Source organism: Rhizobium sp. RCC_161_2, from assembly GCF_041355235.1.
In the GTDB taxonomy this organism is placed as follows: domain Bacteria; phylum Pseudomonadota; class Alphaproteobacteria; order Rhizobiales; family Rhizobiaceae; genus Rhizobium.
This window is the reverse complement of record NZ_JBFUPL010000006.1, coordinates 278710-294411: the sequence shown is the minus strand read 5'-3', so window position 1 is coordinate 294411 and position 15702 is coordinate 278710. Positions and strand designations below refer to the sequence as shown.

At 60.4% G+C, this 15702-nt stretch carries 14 protein-coding genes and 1 pseudogene; 5 read left to right on the top strand and 10 right to left on the bottom strand.

The genetic code is table 11. The features are described from left to right. Window positions 1-49 precede the first annotated feature (49 nt). The 4 genes from AB6803_RS17945 to AB6803_RS17930 all read left to right on the top strand — a co-directional run bounded on the left by AB6803_RS17945 (window position 50) and on the right by AB6803_RS17930 (window position 4208). Complete coding sequence (locus tag AB6803_RS17945; RefSeq protein WP_371110156.1) at window positions 50-1264, top strand: sugar ABC transporter substrate-binding protein; 1215 nt, start codon at window positions 50-52, stop codon at window positions 1262-1264. 77 nt (window positions 1265-1341) lie between these two features. Then, the gene (locus tag AB6803_RS17940; RefSeq protein WP_371110260.1) at window positions 1342-2268 is read left to right on the top strand and encodes a carbohydrate ABC transporter permease; all 927 of its coding nucleotides are present in this window, start codon (window positions 1342-1344) and stop codon (window positions 2266-2268) included. Next, window positions 2258-3112: a carbohydrate ABC transporter permease gene (locus AB6803_RS17935; protein ID WP_371110155.1), complete on the top strand. Its 855-nt coding sequence runs from the start codon at window positions 2258-2260 to the stop codon at window positions 3110-3112. Before AB6803_RS17940 ends, AB6803_RS17935 begins: the two co-directional genes overlap by 11 nt. A gap of 28 nt (window positions 3113-3140) precedes the next feature. Then, window positions 3141-4208: an ABC transporter ATP-binding protein gene (locus AB6803_RS17930; protein ID WP_371110154.1), complete on the top strand. Its 1068-nt coding sequence runs from the start codon at window positions 3141-3143 to the stop codon at window positions 4206-4208. A gap of 377 nt (window positions 4209-4585) precedes the next feature. Here AB6803_RS17930 and AB6803_RS17925 read toward each other — a convergent pair. The 5 genes and pseudogenes from AB6803_RS17925 to AB6803_RS17905 form a co-directional block, all read right to left on the bottom strand. Beyond that, window positions 4586-5070: pseudogene (locus tag AB6803_RS17925) on the bottom strand (cytochrome P460 family protein). Between the two features lie 52 nt (window positions 5071-5122). After that, on the bottom strand, window positions 5123-5593 hold the full coding sequence (locus AB6803_RS17920) for a cupin domain-containing protein (RefSeq protein ID WP_371110153.1): 471 nt from the start codon (window positions 5591-5593) through the stop codon (window positions 5123-5125). 70 nt (window positions 5594-5663) lie between these two features. Then, the gene (locus AB6803_RS17915) at window positions 5664-6680 is read right to left on the bottom strand and encodes an alpha/beta fold hydrolase (RefSeq protein ID WP_371110259.1); all 1017 of its coding nucleotides are present in this window, start codon (window positions 6678-6680) and stop codon (window positions 5664-5666) included. A gap of 165 nt (window positions 6681-6845) precedes the next feature. Further along, window positions 6846-7748 carry an alpha/beta hydrolase gene (locus tag AB6803_RS17910; protein WP_371110152.1) on the bottom strand — a complete coding sequence of 301 codons (903 nt, stop codon included), beginning with the start codon at window positions 7746-7748 and terminating at the stop codon, window positions 6846-6848. Between the two features lie 193 nt (window positions 7749-7941). Next, a complete protein-coding gene (locus tag AB6803_RS17905) occupies window positions 7942-8931 on the bottom strand; it encodes an aldo/keto reductase (RefSeq protein ID WP_371110151.1) in 990 nt (329 codons plus the stop codon). Between the two features lie 160 nt (window positions 8932-9091). Here AB6803_RS17905 and AB6803_RS17900 point away from each other — a divergent pair, with 160 nt between their 5' ends. Continuing rightward, on the top strand, window positions 9092-9985 hold the full coding sequence (locus AB6803_RS17900) for a LysR family transcriptional regulator (RefSeq protein WP_371110150.1): 894 nt from the start codon (window positions 9092-9094) through the stop codon (window positions 9983-9985). Between the two features lie 100 nt (window positions 9986-10085). Here the strand turns inward: AB6803_RS17900 and AB6803_RS17895 are convergent, their stop codons facing one another. The 5 genes from AB6803_RS17895 to AB6803_RS17875 all read right to left on the bottom strand — a co-directional run. Next, a complete protein-coding gene (locus tag AB6803_RS17895; RefSeq protein ID WP_371110149.1) occupies window positions 10086-10565 on the bottom strand; it encodes an invasion associated locus B family protein in 480 nt (159 codons plus the stop codon). Between the two features lie 150 nt (window positions 10566-10715). Next, entirely contained in the window at window positions 10716-11192 is a 477-nt protein-coding gene (locus AB6803_RS17890; RefSeq protein ID WP_371110148.1) for a DUF4189 domain-containing protein, read from the bottom strand. Next, a complete protein-coding gene (locus AB6803_RS17885; protein WP_371110147.1) occupies window positions 11189-11884 on the bottom strand; it encodes a hypothetical protein in 696 nt (231 codons plus the stop codon). The genes AB6803_RS17890 and AB6803_RS17885 overlap by 4 nt, the downstream gene beginning before the upstream one ends. 14 nt (window positions 11885-11898) lie before the next feature. Next, window positions 11899-12474, bottom strand: coding sequence for an invasion associated locus B family protein (locus AB6803_RS17880; protein WP_371110146.1), 576 nt, complete (start codon window positions 12472-12474; stop codon window positions 11899-11901). Window positions 12475-12481: 7 nt separating this feature from the next. Then, window positions 12482-15702, bottom strand: a 3221-nt coding sequence (locus AB6803_RS17875; RefSeq protein WP_371110145.1) for a YadA-like family protein, incomplete at its 5' end; no start/stop codon positions are given.

Here is a 15702-nt window from a genome sequence, read left to right as displayed (position 1 = left end):
CACGGACGACCGTCATCGCAACCATAGTCCTTGAGGAGGAGGAACCATCATGAAACGCTCGTTGATCTTTGCGGCTGCCCTGGCGGCAAGTTCCCTGTTCGGCATCGGCGCTAAGGCGCAGGATGCGCCGGTTACCGTCACATGGCAGATGTGGGGTGAACCGAACGATGCGCAGCTCTGGCAGCAGCTGGCCGATCTCGTCACGCAGCAATATCCCGATATCAAGGTCAAGCTGCAGCTTTCCGGCTGGGCGGAGTACTGGACACGCCTGCCGGTTCTGGCGGCATCGGGCCAGGTCGCCGATATCGTCTCGATGCAGTCCATGCGTATGCCGAACTTCTATTCGATCCTCGACCCGCTCGACGACTATGTGAAGAAAAGTGACGTGAAGGTTGCGGACTTCGAAACCTCGATCATGTCCGGCCTCTCCCGTGACGGCAAACTCTATGCGCTGCCCTATGACGTTGGTCCGTGGATGGTGTTCTACAATCGCGACAAGTTCACGGCGGCTGGCCTGAAAGAGCCGGCTAAGGATTGGACATTCGATGACTTCAAGGCGGATGCTAAAGCGCTGACCAAAGAAGGGACCTACGGCTACGGAACGCAGGCCTTCGACTTCATTGCCGGCCCGATCGCGCTCGGCGCGGAATACTTCAATGCCGACAACGAATTCGATCTGACCAATGCAGGCTTTGTCGAAGCCTTCAGCAAATATGCCGATCTCACCGCCAAGGACAAGCTTTCGCCGGTCTTCGCTTCCGCGTCAGACGCATCGGCCGCCAGCGGCCGTTTCGCTTCGGGCAATGTGGCCATGTATATCGATGGTCCGTGGACGCTGATTACGGCGCAGGCCAACGTCAACTTCAAGATCGGCATTGCGCCGCTACCGCGTGGCAGCGGCCCCTCGCGCTTCATCACCGCCGGCTCAGGCTGGGGCATTTCGGCGACGAGCCAGCATAAGGATGCCGCCTTCAAGGCGTTGCAGGTGCTGACCGGCCCGAAGGCGGCGGAAATCCTGGGGTCGGCCGGTCGGGCGCTACCGGCCCGGCTAGCTCAGCAGACATACTGGTATGACGGAGCGGCCAAGAATGTGGCCGGCACCCGCGATACGCTGCAGTATATGTTCGCCCATACGACCCCCTTCCGCATCAACGAGAAATGGAACCAGTTCGAGAACCTCGTGATGCAATATGTGCCGGTGGCGTTGACGGGAGATTCGACCCCTGAAGGCGTGCTTTCCGACATTCAGAGCCAGCTTCCATAACCCTCGGCGCGTGGCGGGCCTGCGGCCGAGTGCATCGGCCCGGGCGCAGGCCGCTTGCCGGAAAGGAAAGGCCCATGATGCTGGCCAGACACACCGACCTCAATGCGAGACCAAGGCCGCGTTCCAGAAGATGGTTCAGGGGAGAAGGATGGACAGCCCTGCTCTTCCTGTTGCCAGGCCTTATCGGCATTTTCCTGTTTCTTGTGCTGCCGATCCTGGCTTCGATCGCGCTGAGCTTCACCAACTGGCAATTGCTCGGCACGCCGCGTTTCGTCGGCTTCTCCAATTATACGCGGCTGTTTACGACCGATCCGCAATTCTGGACGGTGATGCGCAACACCGTGTTTTTCACGATCGAGTATCTGATCCTCAACATCACAATATCGCTGGGATTGGCGACATGGATCTCCAGCCTGAAGATCGGCCAGCGATGGTTCCGGGTGGTCTTCTTTCTCCCCACCTTCACGCCGCTGATTGCGGTTGCCATCGTCTGGATGTTGATCTTCACCAGCGGCGGCCTCTTCGACAGCCTGATGGCACAGCTCTCGCTGCCGTTTTCGGGCGTGCTCAACAACCGGACGCTGGCCATGCAGGCGGTGATCATCACCTCGCTCTGGGCCGGCATCGGATACAATACGGTGCTGTTCAACGCGGCACTCGACATGGTGCCGGCAACCTATCTGGAGGCCGCGCGGATCGACGGCGCGACGGCCTGGGACCGGTTCTGGAAAATCCGGCTGCCGCTGATCTCGCCGACCCTGTTCTTCGGCACGGTGATGACGGCAATTACCTCGTTGCAGGTCTTCGACCAGATCTACGTCATGACCAAGGGCGGGCCGGGATCATCGACCGCGACGCTCGGCTACGCCATCTACCAGCGCGGCTTCCAGAACTTCCAGATGGGCTACGCCTCAGCCATCGCCTGGGTGATGTTCGCGCTGATCATGGCGCTGACAGCCCTGCAATTCTGGCTCCAGCGCAAATGGGTGCACTATGACGCTTAAGTCCAAGGCCAGGGCGCGCCGAAAGCTGGCGCTCGACATTTTCAATCACGCCGCGCTGCTTCTGGTCGCGCTTGCCTTCCTGTTCCCGTTCTTCTGGATGGTCTCGAATGCGGTGCGCTCCAACACAGAGGTGATGGCGATACCGGTGCGTCTTCTGCCAGAGGTCTTCGAATGGGGCAATTTCGCTGCCGCCTGGACCAGATTGCCCTTCGGCCGGTTTTTCCTCAACAGCGCCGTCATCGCCATCTGCGTCACGGCGATCACCGTCGTGGTGTCCTGCCTTTCGGGTTATGCCTTCGCGCGGCTGAAATTCAGGGGACGCGAGATGCTGCTGCTCGGCTATATCGGCACGCTCATGGTGCCGCCGCTGATGCTCATCATCCCGCTGTTTCTGATCGTCAACAGGCTTGGCCTGGTCAACACCTTTCCGGGTGTGATCCTGCCGGTCGCCTTCGGTACTTTCGGCGCATTCCTGATGCGGCAGTTCTTTCTTTCCATTCCGATGGAACTCGAAGAAGCGGCACGGATCGACGGTGCCTCGCGACTGCGCATCCTGGTCAGCATCATCGTGCCGCTGTCGATGCCGGCGATCGGCCTTTTGTCGCTATTCACCTTCATGGGGCAGTGGAGCAACTTTCTCTGGCCGCTGATCGTCATGACCGGAGCCGACAATGCCACCCTGCCGGTGGGGCTCACCCTGTTCCAGACGCAGCAGGGGACGCAGTGGAATTACCTGATGGCGGGTGCCGCCCTTTCCATGCTTCCGGGGATTGTCCTCGCGATCATCCTCCAGAAGCTCATCTACAATAGTATAGCCCTCAATGCGGGCATGGGCGGGCGCTAGGCGCCTGCAGACTCTCGGGAGCGAAGACATGGCGAAACTGACAATCCGCAATGCCGTCAAACGCTACGGTGCACTCGAAGTTTTGCACGGCGTATCCGTCGCGGCAGAGGACGGAGAATTCGTCGTGCTTGTGGGACCTTCGGGCTGCGGCAAATCCACCTTGCTGCGGATGATTGCCGGCCTTGAAAGCATCAGCGATGGCGAGATCGAAATCAGCGACCGCGTCGTCAATGACCTCGAGCCCAATGAGCGCGACATCGCCATGGTGTTCCAATCCTATGCGCTCTATCCGCATATGACCGTTCGCGACAACATGGCATTTTCGCTGAAACTGGCGCGCCGCAGCCGGCAGGAAATCGAACAAAAGGTCAATGACGCCGCCGGCATTCTTGATATCACCGCGCTCCTCGACCGCTACCCGCGTCAGCTGTCTGGCGGGCAACGCCAGCGCGTGGCCATGGGGCGCGCCATCGTCCGCAACCCGGCGGTGTTCCTGTTCGACGAACCGCTCTCCAATCTCGACGCCAAGTTACGCGTTCAAATGCGCACCGAGATCAAGACACTGCACCTGCGCCTCGGCACCACCATGGTCTATGTGACTCATGACCAGATGGAAGCCATGACCATGGCCGACCGCATCGTGGTGATGCGCGGCGGCCACATCGAACAGGTCGGCTCGCCGCTCGAAATCTACGATAGACCGGCCAACAGTTTCGTCGCCGGATTTATCGGATCGCCGTCGATGAATTTCATCGACGGTCAGGTCGTCGACCGGGACGGAACGGTGGCGCTGGCAACAGCGGAGGGTGTGCATTGGCCGCTGCCGGATCATGTACGCGCTTATATCGGACAGTCCGTTCAATTGGGCATCCGGCCCGAACATATTGCCGTCGACACGGACGGCGTGCAGGCGAAGGTCACCATGATCGAGCCGACAGGCTCCGATACGCACCTGCAATTGCAGGCCGGCTTCCAATCGATCATCGCCTCCGTCAGGGACCGCCCCTCGGTATCCGTTGGCCAGTCCATCCCGCTCAGGATCGATACGCGGAAGATACATCTGTTCGACCCAGCAAGCGGCAAGCGGCTGCACTGAACGAGTTATCAGGAAGGCATTTGCCGCCGAAACCTCACCAGCCCCAGCTATCGTCGTCATCATCTTCAAGAAGGTAGGGCCCAACAGCGCGGTTGAGAGCAAAAATGAGGATGGCAAGCAGGATCATGCAGCCTAAGATACCCATACCCAGCCCTCGACGTACCGCAAACAAGCCAAGTGTTTGATCCCCTGTGCAGCTTGGCCACTTATGACTGAACCAGCGCCGACGCTCGCATACGGTTCAACACGACGGGGGCCGCAATACGACTCCGGTATTTCTGAATATTATTTCTTGTTAAATCTCGTGAAAATTAATCAGCATGCTTGATTATATGAAGAATATGCCAACCACGGCACTCAAGGCACTGGCCCTCAACCTATTCGACCGGCGTGCCGTTGAACCTGGGAATGCGGTAACCGGAATAAAGGTAATCGCTCTCCGCTTGCCCTTGATGGCAGGATTGGCAGCGAGCGGTATTCTCGCTCATGTTGACCGTCTTGTCGGGCCAGAACCACTGGAATTGCCAGTCGCCGGTGCGGCGACGTTCGTCATAGTCGGCGCCCCAGCCGCTGCCCTTTTCCATGACGAAATATCGGTAGAGCTTGCCATCCCAATGGTCGACGAGCACGAAATAGGTGCCGCTCGGGTAAGCTGTCCGTTCCTGACGGCTTCCATCGCCTCGCGTGTCGTCATGATGTGCTCGGTCACATTGCCGCGTCGAACGGTCGTGTAATGCACCAGCTGATCGAGGTTTTCGGGGAAGTTCACGCGATTGGTTTCCGCGGCCGCCTGCCATCCGACAAGCGACACAACGGCAACGACCATAGAGATCACCAGGAAACGGCTTGCAAATGCCTTCATGAATAACCTCGAGCGAGTTTGCAAAGTGAATTGGAAAGCGCATTGATGCGGCCTAGCGCCGGTACTGTTCGTCCGAAACCTGCTCCATCCAGTCCACCGACTTGCCATTAAGCGCTTCAGCGATCGCGATATGGGTCATGCCCGTGGTGGCGGGCGCGCCATGCCAATGCTTGACATCAGGCGGAATCCAGACGACGTCGCCAGGTCTGATGCCCTGGATGGGACCGCCCCACTGCTGGACCAGGCCGACCCCAGCCGTGACAATCAGCGTCTGGCCGAGCGGGTGCGAGTGCCAGGCACTGCGCGCACCGGGCTCGAACGTCACGATCCCGCCGCCGATCCGCGCCGGAGCATCCCTCTGAAACCGGGAATCGACACGCACGGAGCCGGTGAAATTGTCGGCGGGTCCCAAGGTAGAGGGTTGCGAGCCGGCGCGGGTGACGACGACCGCCCGCTCGGGCTCGGCCAACGCCGCCGAAGCAAGGAGGGATAGCGAGAGGATAGTCAGCACAATTGTCTTCATTTGCATTCCTTTGTCCCAGTGCAAAAAACGCCGACGCCAACATCGACAGACGAAAGGCGCCAACGCGGGATCAGTCGAGGTTCTTCTCGTCGAGGAACTTCGATACCTGATCCGCGATCTCGACGTTGTTCAGGTCCGAAAAGGGAAAGTGCGTGTTGCCCTTGATGCCGATCTCCGGCAGGTGCACGACGGTCACATCGCCGCCATGCTTGTTGACCGCGTCCCGCCATAGCCGGGCCATCTGAAGTCGGGCACGCCAGCTATCCTGCGCCGGCAGGTCCACCGGATGGTCTGGAATATTGTCGCCGTAGAAGATGAGGATCGGAATCCGTGTCAGTGCCATGAACTGCTCCGTGGGGACCGTCGCGCCTTGAACGGTATCAAAGGCGCTTGGGATCGGAGCGGGCACCTCGCCTTCGGGGAAAACGAAGCTGCTGCCGGGCTCGAACGAGACGACCGCCTTGACATTCTGGTTCTTGATAGCGGCCAGCCAGCCGGGTCCGCCACCTTGCGAATGGGTAAAGAGAATGCCGGGACCGATCCGGCTGAACAGCGCGGAGACACCATCGGAAACAACGTTCATGTCGAACGGCCCGGTATTGGGCGTCATCGATCGGAAAAACTGATTGAGCGTCTCAGGGCTGCGGTCGAACTGGACGCCCTCAAAGTAATTCGGCCAGAGGCCGACGCGGAACTGGTTGAACCAGAGCTGTTCGTCCGGTGTCGGCTTGATTGTCGTCTCGATCATGCTGCGACCGGCATCGCCCCGACGCGGCTGGTCGATCAGATAGGTGGAAAAACGCCGGCGCAGAAAGATGGTCTGGAAGCCCTCGCGACCATCCGCCGTTGTCTCCCATGTCTTGGAGAACTGGCCGGCGCCATGCCACATAATGATCGGAAACTTCCGCGGATTAACCGGGACCTGATAGAAGGCGTAGAGATGATCGCCGTGATAAGTCTGCCCGGCAGGTTCCAGCGGCTTCCTCGGATCGAAAGTGCCGGGTGCCGTTGCAACCCTGCCCCCGACCGCAAAGCTGCCCTGCTCCTGAATGACGAGCGGCTCGGGCCTGCTCGCCTGCTGAGCCATTGCCACAGGCGATATCAGGATGCCGGTGGACACCAGTAATGGTGCGAATAGATACTTACAGGCGCTCACAGTCGGGTCCTTCTATCAAATCAAGACGACCCCAACGCTAAACGCAATGTGACTTTTTTATTAGACAGCTAAGTCTGATAGGCTTTAGAAGTTGAGCTAATTAATCCGCGACTTGCCCATGGCGTTTCCTCGCAATTGGTGGCTGCTATTTTTCATGTGACGTTCCCAGAACCGGACGGCATCCGCGATCCATCCTTCGGCGCTGGTGCCGATGCCGGGTCCGAAGCCGTGACCAAGACCACTGTATTTATGATATTCGACCTCGGTGCCGGCTTGGCGCAGGGCCGCAATGCGTCTTTCCATGAGGGATGGAGGTGCGATTCCGTCTTGCTCACCGACGGCGACAAAAGTGGGAGGCTCCGTGGGCGCATGGTCTGAATGGCCGGTGTAAGCCGTCACGACCACGGACGGCCTGGGAAGATCGTCGCCACCGAAAACCGCGACGCCGTGCGAACCGATCGCCGCCGCCATCCGCGCTCCGGCCGAACTGCCCCACAGGGAATAGTCCCTGTTGTCGACACCGAGAGTGCCGGCATTCTTGAAGATGTAGGAGATGGCGGCCGCAAGGTCCTCGGCCGCGACCCGGCCGCCACCTCCGGCCCGGTATCTCAGCGCAAAGGCATTGTATCCGCGGCTGCTGATCTCCGAGGCATAGCGAAAGCCCTCGTGAACAGAGCCGACATAGGCAAACCCGCCGCCGGGAGAGACAACAGCGAAGGGCGCGCCCGGTTCGCCGCGAAAGAAAAACAAGCCAGTATTCTCTTTGCTCGGATCTTCCCGTTTCCGCGCCTCGGTGTAAAAGTCGTAGAAGATCGTTCCGCCCTTGTTCACGTCATCGATCATGCGATTGAGCGCCGAGACGACATTCACGGGATCCACATGACTGTGATAGGGCAGAAGCGAACCGATATCGCGAAGGCGCATCCTTTGGTCATAGCCACGATTGTCCCAGGGCAACAGCAATCGATCGAAGCCCGCAAAAGCGGGGCTGCCCAGCATGTCGGCTATCCGGCTGTCAGGGCGCAAATGCGCGGATGCTCTTTCGTTTGATTGACGCTCCAGACGCATCGTAGCGTCTCCATTGGATTGCGCGCCGTCGCTCCCACCAGCTTCCACGGACGCTGACGAGAGCAACATCGAAAGGGCCATGCAGGCAGAGTGCAGCCCGGAGGTGCCCATTTTCCATCAGCCTCTATCGGCCGGTCATCTTCAGTGCGGCCTCGGAAAGGCGCTCGCCCTGAACTTCGATCTTCGACACCGCCGTGTTGATCTCCGCGAGATCGTCCGCACTCAGTTCGAGATCGACCGCTCCAAGGTTCTCCTCAAGGCGATGCAGCTTGGTGGTGCCGGGGATCGGCACAATCCAGGGCTTTTGGGCGAGCAGCCAGGCGAGCGCGACCTGAGCCGGCGTTGCACCCTTGCGCTCACCGACGGCCTTGATGAGGTCGACTAGGGCGAAGTTCGCCTTGCGGGCCTCGGGTGAGAAGCGGGGCACATTGTTGCGAAAATCGGTCGGATCGAACTTGGTGTTCTCGTCGATCTTGCCGGTTAGGAAACCGGCACCCAGCGGGCTGAACGGCACGAAGCCGATGCCGAGCTCCTCAAGCACCGGCAAAAGCTCTACCTCCGGCCCGCGCCAGAACAGCGAATACTCGCTCTGGACCGCCGTAATCGGCTGGACGGCGTGCGCTCGGCGGATCGTCTGAACACCCACTTCGGAAAGACCGAAATGCTTGACCTTGCCCGCGGAAATCAGCTCTTTGATGGCACCAGCCACATCCTCGATCGGCACCTCCGGATCGACACGGTGCTGGTACAAGAGATCGATGCGATCGGTCCGCAGGCGCTTTAGGCAGGCATCGACAGCGGCCTTGATGTGGTCCGGTCGGCTGTTCATACCCCCACGGCGCTCGCCGGTCTTCAGGTCGATATCGAAGCCGAATTTGGTGGCGATAACCACCTTGTCGCGGATCGGGACAAGCGCTTCGCCAAGGAGCTCCTCGTTGATAAAGGGACCATAAGATTCAGCCGTGTCGAACAGCGTCACCCCGCGATCATGCGCGGCCCGGATGAGCTTGATCATCTCGGCCTTGTCGGCCGGCGGCCCGTAGAGAGCGCTCATGCTCATGCAGCCAAGGCCGAGCGCGGACACTTCGAGATTTCCAATCCGTCTCTTTTCCATCGTCGTTCTCCTTGATGTCCGAGGGTGCTACCCGTCAGCAGCCACCACGCGCCGCAACGCCATTCGTTTCGTCATTTTGCGGATTGGCCCGAATTTAACGCGCCTGGCGCCATGCGATTAGGTGTTATAATCTACATGTTCCTATAAGATGGGCTAATCAATGCCGCACGAAAACTTCAACGACCTCGCTGCTTTTGCCACCGTCGCGAAGGAGCGCAGCTTCACAAAGGCGGCAGCAAAGTTAGGGATCTCCCAATCTGCGCTCAGCCAGACGATCCGCGCCCTGGAGGAACGGCTTGGGTTCCGTTTGCTCACGCGCACGACGCGCAGCGTGGCTCCAACCGATGCGGGCGAACGCCTGCTGCAAACAGTCGCGCCGAGGTTCGAGGATATAGAAGCGGAGTTGGCGGCGTTGAGTGCGTTGCGCGACAAGCCGGCCGGCACAATACGCATCACGGCCGGCGAGCATCCGGCCATCTCCGTGCTTCAACCCGCTCTCAAGCGGTTTCTGCCGAACTATCCCGACATCAACGTCGAGATCATCGTCGACTATGGCCTGACCGATATTGTTGCCGAGGGCTTTGATGCCGGTGTCCGCATGGGCGAACAGGTGGCAAAGGATATGATTGCTGTGCGTATTGGTCCCCAGATGCGAATGGCCGTCGTCGGATCGCCGGCCTATTTCGAGAGGCGGCCTGCTCCGCAAACGCCACAGGACCTGACCGCACATAGCTGCATCAATATGCGGCTTCCGACCTATGGCGGGCTCTTTCCCTGGGGTCTCGAGAAGGATGGACGAGAGGTGAAGGTGCGCGGCGAAGGGCAGCTCGTGTTCAACAATCTCGGCATGAGACTGCACTCGGTTCTCGACGGGCTGGGCGTGGCCTACATGCCGGAGGATCAGGTGCTCCCTTACGTTGCCGAAGGGCGGCTTATCCGGGTTCTTGAGGACTGGTGTCCCTATTTCCCCGGCTATCACCTCTACTATCCGAGCCGGAGGCACTCTTCACCGGCCCTGACCCTGCTCGTCGACATTCTCCGCTATCGTGAGTAGCTGACGCGAACAAGGGCTCTCGAAGTTTTCATCTCAAGCCGGCACCTTGACTAAGAATATCTGTTTACCGGGATCGTAAACTTTGGCTTTTCCGGCATCCCTATCTGGGGTTCAAGGCGGCTACGCGATCGACGGCGGCCGAGAAGCCATGCAGCGACACCGGAAAGCTCAGTGGCTTGTCCGCATCGGCGGTAACCCTGAGGTTCAGGCGTGAGCCGGTCCGTAATTTGGCAAGTGTTGCGGCATCGATCGGAAGCAAGGCGATGCATCCCGTCGGCAAGCAGGTGCGGAAACGCACCGGCTTTAAAGGCGGCTGATCATCGACATTCGGCGTCACACCGGAGTCGAGGACGATGCCGAACGGAAGAAGGAAGGTTGCAATCGCGCTGCCATCAGGGCGCACCTGCATCTCGACTGCAAGCAACCTCTGACCATTTTGCTGGGTCTGATCCTGCGAAATCGCGCATGCAGTCGCCTTGTCGCGTTGGCTGCATGCAACCCGCCAGTCCTGGTAGGTCTCCTGCAGCGTCGATGCGCCGTTTGGCAGAGCCGATTGGGCAAAGGCTGCCGGAGCGAGCATGAAGATAATGCTCGAACAAAGAAGGGCGAACTTCGCACGAGACGTGCCGGCGCTTGTCTTATGAAATGAGGTCGATGTCGAGATCGGCAAAGGGGCACGTCCTTTATATTTGGTTTCTATCCTGGCGGGCCGTATGTGATTATGGCTGGGTCAGGTACACACCCACTCGCGAACCTTGCATTGTGTTCCCGAGTGTTCGCATGCCTTGATAGCGAGGTCTTCAGCTTCCCGGCGCGTCGGTGCCGAATTTGCGCCCCACGGCGTGACGCGATTGTTTTCTTCCTTGCTGATAGCGAGCGCGCCGCAATGATTGTAGGGAAAACCGGTATTGTCGTCGTCATCCCAATGCCGATGATTGCGGAATACGGTGACCACGGTGCATTTGCTGCCCCCGTCCCGTTCGCAATGCTTGAGCGCGATATCCATGGCTTCCTGCCGCTTGTCGGCACCCCAGAAGAAACCATGCTTTTCATCGGGGGTGGAGTAGGCGATCGCCGCCCAGATGCCGCGTTCCTCTTGAGGCGGCGGAACCGGCGCCTCCTCCGGTGCAAAGAGATCAGCCGCGCCCAGCTGCCCCGTGGAGACCAATAAGATGCCAATTGCTGCAATGACGAATCTCGATCTCATTTTGCGTTTCCTTGTTTTCCTGCTGCCGAGGCCACGGAAATGACGACGCAACCGTTTCCGGTTGGCAGAAGCATCGCCTCGCCTCCGTCATTGGCCAGTTGGTAGACGCCGACCTGCCCGAGATTGTTGACAAGCTTGCTTCCGTTCGGAAACTTGGCCGAAATATCAGGGCAAGAGGCGGTGAACGGCGCGACACGAACCATTGAGCCTTCGCAGCCGGATGCGACGGGTGCCGCGAAGACGATGCCGGCCGCCGGCCCGCTATAGCCTTGAGTGGCATAATTCATGCCCACAAGCGCCTGCACCGCATGCTTGTCAGCCGCCTCGTTGTTCCAGACAGACTGGACATTGTATTGGGTGCCGCTCGTCAGCAAATCTCCAAGCACCGGAAAGACGGTGGAGCAGGATTGCAGGCCAGCCTGCTTGGCGTGCTGTAGAAACGGCGTATCCGGCAGCGCCGGGTTGACGTCATTCGTCCCGGCAACGGCCGGCTGCGATATGAAGTTGCCAACCACATTGTATCGCAAGGCGGCGTAACCGGCAGCACCGACGACAGCGATTGCGAGCAACGAGAGGATCGTCGCTTTCCGCCAGTTCGGCTTCGGCTTTTCCTGGTCGTCTGCTCCGCTCTGGACAGCAGCGCCACCCTGGCTCCGGGACATGATCCGATCGTGGATTGATTGCTGGTTCATTGAAAATCTATCCGTCACTTGATTGCCTTAACGGCTGTGGAAAGGCCCTTGAGGGTTGCGGTTACGCTGATCGTCTGCCCATCCATCGTCGGATAGGAAATTGTCGGTGCCGCGCTTTTGGAAATCTGTTCACGCAGGACGGGGCCCACCGGCAGCATGCCGACGCAAACCGTCTTGCTGCATCCGTCGAGCCGAACCTGTATCGGTTCCTTGCGCCCGTCGAAGCTCAGCAAGATCCGACCATCGTTCTTGGCGACCGGCGCGGTACGCAGGATCATATAGGGCTCGCCTCCCTTGGTGGCCGCGAGCGACCAACTGAATGCAACCTGTCCCGCCTCGTTCTCGATGATCTGGGTCACGTTGCAAACCCGCTGACGCACCTTCAGGTTCTCATCGCAGATCAGTGTCCAGTTTTCGAATGGACGGATGGTCCTTTGATAGTCGCCAAGCTTCGCCTCGGCGGGCACGACGACCTCGGAAGGCTTTATGCGATAACCGGAAGATGCGGCCTCCTGCCCGGCCGCATGTGGGCCGGACAGGAGCAGGCAGGTCATGAAGGCCAGGACGCCGGAAAGCGCTCCTTTGAACATGACGGGCTCAATTCAAAGTAAAGCTGAGGCCGGCACCGACGCCCACTTGTCCGCCGGCTGCCGTACCCGACAGGTTTCCGCGAACCCGGCCGTTCTCGCTGGTGTAGCCGGCGCCGAAGGCGAGAGCGCCTTCGCCCCGCCACAGGCCGCCGCCCACCGCCACACTAAGCTTGCCGGGGCGATCGTCATAACGAAGCGATGCCGCTGCGAGCCCGATTGCGGCCGCCTGCCTTGCCTCCGACCGTACGTCGCCAATCTCCCGGTTTAATTGACCGAATTTCTGGTCCGTATAGTTGTTGGCCGAAGTCAAGCCATTGGCAACGGCCGTGTCCGTGTAGGAATTGGCCTGGGTGATACTGTCGCCCAATTGGGCGACATTGACGGCGTCGGTCGGGGCTACACCCTTGCCGACATTAGAGATGACCACCGGCGCGTTCACATCACCGCCCTGCAGGGTGATGCTATTCTTCTTGCTGCCATCCGGATTGAGGTCATAGGTAACGGCGTTTTTGGTGATGGTCCCGACGCCGGTCTGCAGATCATTGATCGCCGAATTGGTCGCGTTGAGCTGCGATCCGTTGATGGCGTCGGTGCTGTCGGCGGAAATGCGGCCGGCGGCGACGTTCGTGATGGTCCTCTCCGCACCTTGAGCACCAACGCTGACCGTTCCGACAGGCGCGGTGCCGGCAAAGTCATAAGTTTTGCCCTGAATGGTGGTGCTGGACGTACCGACCGCCGCTTGTGTTGTGGAACCGGAGCCCAATGCCACATCATTGGCATTATTGGCCTGCGCGCCCTGACCGAGAGCAACGCCACCCGCCCCCGTAGCCGCTGCTCCATGACCGGCAGCCAGGCTGTCCGTCCCGCTGGCAACGCTTTCCGGACCGATCGAGACGCTATCAGTGCCAGAGGCAACAGAGTCCGCCAGCGTCGAATTGGCGCGGAAATATTTGATGCCGCCGCCATTGGTGATGCTGGTCAGCGTGTTGTCGACCGCGCCGAAGGCGTCGTATACGGTCGAATAGTTGTTGCCCTGGATGTTGTAGGTTGGACCGGTGATCGACCCGTCGGGGTTTACGGTCGTGTTGCCGCCGATCAAGTTGGTGACATTGGTGCCGAGACTCTTGAGCTGGCTAACATTCACGGCATCGGTGTCTGCCGAACCGGCCGCGAGATTGGTCAGCTTGCGCTCCGATCCGGCCGAACCGATCGACACTTCGCCGACGGAGGTTTGCGGGCTCGCAAGGGCAAAGGCGGTATAGTTCGTCTGTGCCCCCACGGAGGTTATGGATTGCGCGCCGAGCGCAACGCTGTTGATGTTGTTGCTTTGCGCACCGGCGCCGAGCGCGACCGATTGAATGCCCGCCGCCGTCGAGTTCGTGCCGAGTGCGACACCGTCCGCCAGCATGACATGGGCATTCTGGCCAATGGCCGTGCCGCCAGGCGCGACCTGATCGACGATCGCGCCGTTGCCGATACCGATACCATTGTCACCATTGACTACTGTCGTCGGGCCGACCGCCACCGACTCGGCGCCGACGGCAAGGGAGTCGCCGGCGGCTGAATTGGCATGGAAGTATTTGCTCGGCGAGGCCGCAACCGAAGCGATGGCGCCCTGAAGCTGGCGAACCGTGACGGCATCTTGAGAGCTTGTGCCGTCGGCGACATTGGTGATTTGCCGGTAAGACGTATCCGAACCGACAGAGACCGCGCCCAGCAACGTTTTATCGGTTGTGTTGTATTCGATGAAGTTCGATGGACCGGCCGCGATCTGGCCGGTGGCCGGTGCGAGGGCACGGTTGGAGATCGAGCCGGAGCCGAGCGCTACGCCGCCATCGATGGTAGCCTGGCTCTCTCGTCCAAGCGCAAGCGAACTGTCGGCGACGGCAGTCGCATTATATCCGACCGCGGTGGAACCGATGCCCTGCGCGGAGGAGTCGCTGACGGCAAGGGTCCTGTCATTGGTGCGCACATAGCGGATGCCATCGCCATTGGCGTCGGTATAGGTCGCCGATGTGTCACCGGCGATATTGTTGATCGTATTGCCGAGATTGCTGATGTCGGTCGTGTTCTGCGTGACTTGGCCCCCGATGGTGGTGACCTGAGTACCAAGACTGTCGACCGCCTGGTTGGTGGCAAAGAGCTGCGAACCGTTGATCGCGTCCGTCGAAGACCCGCTGATCCGCCCCGCCGCAACGTTGGTGATCGTACGCTCGGCGCCGACTGCGCCGACGCTGACCGTCGAGGCTGGAGTGGTACCCTGGAAGGCATAGGTCGTGCCGTTGATCACCGCATTGGGCGTGCCGACCGCGACCGCAGTCACCGAGCCCGAGCCAAGCGCCACGTCGCCCGCGTTGCCCGCAGCGGCGTTGGCACCCAGCGCGAGCGCACTCGCGCCGCTAGCATTGGCGTTGACTCCGAGAGCGGTTGCCTGAACGGCGGTCGCAAACGCGTTCTGGCCGATCGCCGTGGTGGATGTGGCCGTCGCATTGGCATCAGCGCCCATGGCAGTACTAAAGTCACCCGTGGCCTTGGCTATGTATCCAAAAGCGGCTGAGTCGAGGCCGGAAGCCCCCGAAGCGTTGCCTGCCGCGATGGCATTCGCCCCTGTCGCAGTCGAGAGAGGTCCGATCGCGACCGAGTCCGCCCCCGTCGCCGACGAGTCCGCCGCCGTCGAGTTGGCATGGAAATACTTGATGCCGCCGCCCGTGTTGATGTTGTTGACCGTCGTGCCGATGGCGTCGACCGCCTGGTTGGTGGCGAAGAGCTGCGAGCCGTTGATCGCGTCCGTCGAAGACCCGCTGATCCGCCCCGCCGCGACGTTGGTGATGGTGCGTTCGGTTCCGACTGCGCCGACGCTGACCGTCGAGGTCGGTGTCGTGCCGGCGAAATTGTAGGCCGTGCCGTTGATCGTCGTGCTGGTGGTGCCGACGGCGACGTCGGTGACACTGCCCGAACCAAGTGCCACGTCGCCCGCGTTGCCCGCAGCGGCGTTGGCGCCCAGCGCGAGCGCACTCGCGCCGCTAGCATTGGCGTTGACGCCGACAGCGGTTGCCTGAACGGCGGTTGCGAACGCGTTCTGGCCGATCGCCGTAGTGGATGTGGCCGTCGCATTGGCATCAGCGCCCATGGCGGTGCTAAAGTCACCCGTGGCCTTGGATATGTATCCGAACGCCGCTGCATCGAGGCCGGAGGCACCCGAGGCGTTGCCGGCCGCGATAGCATTCG

What these genes read in the sequence shown, in the direction of transcription:
- AB6803_RS17945 (WP_371110156.1), top strand. Translation starts at nt 50, where the DNA reads ATGAAACGCTCGTTGATCTTTGCGGCTGCCCTGGCGGCAAGTTCCCTG.
- AB6803_RS17890 (WP_371110148.1), bottom strand. Translation starts at nt 11,192, where the DNA reads ATGAGATCGAGATTCGTCATTGCAGCAATTGGCATCTTATTGGTCTCC.
- AB6803_RS17930 (WP_371110154.1), top strand. Translation starts at nt 3,141, where the DNA reads ATGGCGAAACTGACAATCCGCAATGCCGTCAAACGCTACGGTGCACTC.
- AB6803_RS17905 (WP_371110151.1), bottom strand. Translation starts at nt 8,931, where the DNA reads ATGGAAAAGAGACGGATTGGAAATCTCGAAGTGTCCGCGCTCGGCCTT.
- AB6803_RS17895 (WP_371110149.1), bottom strand. Translation starts at nt 10,565, where the DNA reads ATGCTCGCTCCGGCAGCCTTTGCCCAATCGGCTCTGCCAAACGGCGCA.
- AB6803_RS17920 (WP_371110153.1), bottom strand. Translation starts at nt 5,593, where the DNA reads ATGAAGACAATTGTGCTGACTATCCTCTCGCTATCCCTCCTTGCTTCG.
- AB6803_RS17915 (WP_371110259.1), bottom strand. Translation starts at nt 6,680, where the DNA reads ATGGCTCAGCAGGCGAGCAGGCCCGAGCCGCTCGTCATTCAGGAGCAG.
- AB6803_RS17935 (WP_371110155.1), top strand. Translation starts at nt 2,258, where the DNA reads ATGACGCTTAAGTCCAAGGCCAGGGCGCGCCGAAAGCTGGCGCTCGAC.
- AB6803_RS17910 (WP_371110152.1), bottom strand. Translation starts at nt 7,748, where the DNA reads ATGCTGGGCAGCCCCGCTTTTGCGGGCTTCGATCGATTGCTGTTGCCC.
- AB6803_RS17900 (WP_371110150.1), top strand. Translation starts at nt 9,092, where the DNA reads ATGCCGCACGAAAACTTCAACGACCTCGCTGCTTTTGCCACCGTCGCG.
- AB6803_RS17880 (WP_371110146.1), bottom strand. Translation starts at nt 12,474, where the DNA reads ATGTTCAAAGGAGCGCTTTCCGGCGTCCTGGCCTTCATGACCTGCCTG.
- AB6803_RS17940 (WP_371110260.1), top strand. Translation starts at nt 1,342, where the DNA reads ATGCTGGCCAGACACACCGACCTCAATGCGAGACCAAGGCCGCGTTCC.
- AB6803_RS17885 (WP_371110147.1), bottom strand. Translation starts at nt 11,884, where the DNA reads ATGAACCAGCAATCAATCCACGATCGGATCATGTCCCGGAGCCAGGGT.